This is a genomic window from Streptomyces sp. NRRL S-495 (assembly GCF_000966955.1).
GTDB lineage: Bacteria > Actinomycetota > Actinomycetes > Streptomycetales > Streptomycetaceae > Kitasatospora > Kitasatospora purpeofusca.
Window position 1 is genome coordinate 1 of sequence record NZ_JZWY01000660.1, and the last position, 3,236, is coordinate 3,236.

General features: G+C 73.1%; 2 protein-coding genes. One reads left to right on the top strand and one right to left on the bottom strand.

Translation table 11 applies throughout. The features are described 5' to 3' along the window. Positions 1 to 61: 61 nt before the first annotated feature. Entirely contained in the window at positions 62 to 2,020 is a 1,959-nt protein-coding gene (gene htpG, locus VR45_RS30190) for a molecular chaperone HtpG (protein WP_045943045.1), read from the bottom strand. Between the two features lie 161 nt (positions 2,021 to 2,181). Here htpG and VR45_RS30195 point away from each other — a divergent pair, with 161 nt between their 5' ends. Then, positions 2,182 to 3,033 (top strand): hypothetical protein, encoded by an 852-nt coding sequence (locus tag VR45_RS30195; RefSeq protein WP_045943046.1) that lies wholly within the window; start codon positions 2,182 to 2,184, stop codon positions 3,031 to 3,033. The last annotated feature ends 203 nt before the right edge of the window (positions 3,034 to 3,236 follow it).

Genomic DNA, 3,236 nt, shown 5'->3' on the forward strand with positions numbered 1-3,236 from the left:
AGGCGCCGGGAGGCCGGGGTGCGGGCCGCCGCCGGGGGGCGGCGGGCCGCACCCGCGCGCCCTACAGACCCCGCGTCAGGTGGGTGGTGAGCAGCCGGGTGAAGCGGGCCGGGTCGGGCAGGTCCCCGCCCTCGGCGAGCAGTGCGCCGCCGTACACCAGCTCGGCGATCTCGGTCAGCGCCGGGTTCCCCGGGTCGGCCGCGTGCGAGGTGCGCAGGGCGGTGATCAGCGGGTGGCCGGGGTTGAGCTCCAGGGTGCGCCGGACCGGGGGCATCTCCTGCCCGGTCGCCCGGAACATCTTCTCCAGGGTCGGGGAGATGTCGTCGGCGTCACCGACGATGCAGGCCGCGGAGGTGGTCAGCCGCGAGGACAGCCGGACCTGCTTCACCTGCTCGGACAGCGCCGAGGTCAGCCAGGGCAGCAGCTCGGCGAAGTCCTGCTCGCGCCGGGTCCGCTCGGCCTCGGCCTCCTGGTCCTCGCCGGCCGCCTCGTCCAGGTCGACCTGGCCCTTGGCGATGGACTGGAAGCGGTGGCCGTCGAAGGCGGGGATCCGGTCGGCCCAGATCTCGTCGATCGGGTCGCTGAGGACCAGCACCTCGTAGCCCTTGGCGGTGAACGCCTCCATGTGCGGGGAGTTCTCCACCGTGGCCCGGGTCTCGCCGGTCAGGTAGTAGATCGCGTCCTGGCCCTCCTTCATCCGCTCCACGTACTCGCGCAGGGTGGTGGGCCGCTCGGTGTCGTGGGTGGAGGGGAGCGACAGCAGCTCCAGCAGGGCCTGGGAGTTGTCGGGGTCCTCGACGAGGCCCTCCTTCAGCGCCCGGCCGAACTGGTCCCACAGCTTGGCGTAGCGCTCGGCGTCGTTGGCCTGCACGCTCTTGAGCGCGCCGAGGACCTTCTTGACCAGGCGCCGCCGCACGGCCTGGATCTGGCGGTCGTGCTGCAGGATCTCCCGCGAGATGTTCAGCGACAGGTCGTGGGCGTCCACCACGCCCTTGACGAAGCGCAGGTAGTTCGGCATCAGCGCTTCGCAGTCGTCCATGATGAACACCCGCTTGACGTACAGCTGCACGCCGCGCTTGGTCTCGCGCGAGAACAGGTCGAACGGCGCCTGCGCGGGGACGAAGAGCAGCGCCTCGTACTCGAAGGTGCCCTCGGCGCGCATGTGGATGGTCTCGGCGGGGGCGAGCCAGTCGTGGCTGATCTGCTGGTAGAACTCGGTGTACTCGGCCTCGGTCACCTCGCTGCGCGGCCGGGCCCAGAGCGCCTTCATCGAGTTGAGCGTCTCGACGGCGGGCTCGGCGGCGGCGTCCTCGTCGGTCCCGGTGTTCTCGGTGCTCCCGGTGCTCCCGGTGCTCGCGGTGCCCTCGGCGGCCATCCGGATCGGCCAGCGGATGAAGTCCGAGTACTGCTTGACGATCTGGCGGATCTTCCACCCGGCCAGGTAGTCGGCCAGGCCGTCCTCGCCGTCCACCGGCTTGAGGTGCAGCGTGACCGAGGTGCCCACCGGAAGGCCGTCGACGGCCTGGAGCTCGTAGGTGCCCTCGCCGTCGGACTCCCACTGGGTACCGGCGTCGGTACCGGCCCGCCGGGTGCGCAGGGTGACCTTGTCGGCGACCATGAACGCCGAGTAGAAGCCGACGCCGAACTGTCCGATCAGGCTCTGCGCGGCGGCGGCGTCCTGGGACTCCTTGATCTTCTCCAGCAGCCCGGCGGTCCCGGACTTGGCGATGGTGCCGATCAGGTCGACCAGGTCGTCCCGGCTCATGCCGATCCCGTTGTCACGGACGGTCAGCGTACGGGCCTCGCGGTCGACCTCCAGGGCGATGTGCAGGTCCGAGGTGTCGGCCCCGACGGTGGAGCCGGCCAGCGATTCCAGCCGCAGCTTGTCCAACGCGTCGGAGGCGTTGGAGATCAGCTCGCGCAGGAAGATGTCCTTGTTCGAGTAGATCGAGTGGATCACCAGCCGGAGCAACTGCCGGGTCTCGGCCTGGAATTCCAGCGTCTCGACACTACTGGCCACTCTGGGGCCCCTTTCAGCACAACAGCATGACGGTGATGACGGTGATGACGGACGGACACGGTACGGCTCCGCACGGAGACGTACCGGCCACCGGAATCGTAGGCCCTCCTCCCGGCGTGCCGGAGCGGAGCGGGGACGGCGACCGACCGTACCGTCGGCGCATGTCCTTCGGCCTGCTCGCGGCCCTGGCCGCCGCCCTGCTCACCGGCTCCGCCACCGTGCTCCAGGCGGTCGGGGCCCGTCGCGCCTCGGCCGGGCTGCCGCCCGGCGGGGCGGCGGCGCTCGCCGGGGCGTTCCGGCAGTGGCCGTTCCTGGTCGGCGTCGGGATGGACATGCTCGGCTTCGGCGCCGAACTCCTCGCCCTGGACCGGCTCCCGCTGTACGAGGTCGAGGCGGTGCTGGCCTCCGCCCTCGCCGTGACCGCCGTCGGCGCCGCCCGGGTGCTGAACGTGCGGCTGCGGCGCAGCGAGTGGGCCGGGGTGGTGGCGGTCTGCGCGGGGCTGTGCGTGCTCGCGGTGAGCGCCGGGCGGGACGGCCCCGGCCGGGGCGGCACGGCGCTGCGGCTCGGCGTGCTGCTCGCCTCGCTGCTGCTGATCGGCGCGGGCTGGGCCGTGGTCCGCTTCACCGACCACCGGCGGGCGCCGCTGCTGGGTCTGGTGGCCGGTCTCCAGTTCGGCGTGGTCGGCGTCGCCGTCCGGGTCCTGCCCGACCCCCGGCTGCCGGACCTGCTCACCGAACCCTCCGCCTACGCGATCGCCCTGGCCGGCCTCGGCGGTTTCGCCGCCCTCACCTGGGCCATGCAGACCGGGTCGGTCACGGCCGCGACCGCCGCCATGGTCCTCGGCGAGACCCTGGGCCCGGCCGTCATCGGTGTCCTCCTCCTCGGCGACCACACCCGGCACGACCTCGCCCCGCTGGCCGTCGCCGGCTTCCTCGCCGCCGTCCTCGGCGCCCTCACCCTGGCCCGCCTCGGCGACGCCGAACAGCCGGCCGCCCCGGGAGCGGCGGCCTGAGCACGGCGGCGGAACGGGGCGGGCGCCCGTACGGCGGCCTGAGCACGACGGAGGAGCGGGACGGCGTCGGGGCGGGGCCGGGTGGCCCCGCCCCGACGTCATCGGCCCCGGAGCGGGGCGCGGACGGTGCTCAGGTCAGTGCCGGGCTGCCTTGCGGCGGCGCACGACCAGGAAGGTGCCCGCACCGAGCAGCCCGAGGGCGG